At 53.5% G+C, this 985-nt stretch carries 1 pseudogene; it reads right to left on the bottom strand.

Features of this window, described 5'->3' with window-relative positions:
• Positions 1 to 135: 135 nt before the first annotated feature.
• Positions 136 to 985 (bottom strand): annotated as a pseudogene (locus MKL09_RS20450) (hypothetical protein); the annotation flags it as partial.

Genomic DNA, 985 nt, shown 5'->3' with positions numbered 1-985 from the left:
TCGGGCTTGGTCAGCAGCGCAGGAAGGCGGCTCCGAAGGCCGCCGAGCCTGCAGAGACCGTCTCCGATAAGCCGAAGCGCGCTGCTGGGCGGCCGCGGAAGGCCAAGGCGCCTATTGAAGGGTAGGTTCAGCAGCCTACTGTGTCAGCCGCAAGGCGCCGATGCTCGCCTGGATCTGCTTGAAGGCTGCAATTAGATCGTCAGAAGTGTTGGCAATAAAAAACTGGTTTGATGACGAGGCGCAGTTCTTTAAGAGGGTCTGTCCAGCCGCATCAATCGGATCGGACGGAATGCTGAAACCGATCGTGTAGATCGAGACGTTGACTGCCTTGGCGTTAGTGCACGCCTGGGCAGTAAGTGCGTCAAGGGCATTCCTAGAACTGGCAGTGTCAGAAATGTTCTGGTTAGTTGAAGGTAGGCGTGGGTTTGGGTTCGTACCGTTGGCGTTCTGAAAATAACCGGCAGCGAAATACATTGACCCATTTGGAGAGTATGGGTTCGTTGCCCAACTATTAGTGCCATCGGTCATTAAGATAAGGATCTTGTTGATAGTTGTGGCATTCGAGCTGTTTGAACTCGACGAGTAGGCTGCACCGTCCGCGAATACACTGATCGGCGACAGTGTGCGCCACCCCCACATGAAGCCCTCGTGGATGTTCGTCGAGCCCAGCGGCGCCATATTGCTGATGAGACTCTTCAAGGTTGTGGTGTCGTTTGTCAGGCGCTGAAGAGGCTGCGTCGTACAACCGAAATTAGGGCCGTTGGGAATACCGGTCGATGAATTTAAGCTTGTTGGTGCAGGATTATACGGACTGACGTATTTGCAGGCTCGACCTTCCGCCGTGTTGAAAGAGGTTCCTGACGCCATGATTGCACAGCTACCGCTTTTGCTGCTGCTATCGTCATCAATGTAACTGTTAAAGCTATAATACGTGTTGTTATTGACGGTAAATCCGGAGTATGTTTTGCTGGCATCCCCCGGCTCG

This window comes from Methylobacterium sp. J-048 (assembly GCF_022829515.1).
In the GTDB taxonomy this organism is placed as follows: domain Bacteria; phylum Pseudomonadota; class Alphaproteobacteria; order Rhizobiales; family Beijerinckiaceae; genus Methylobacterium.
The sequence above is the reverse complement of the archived record's forward strand: the minus strand, read 5'-3'. Positions and strand labels throughout refer to the sequence as shown.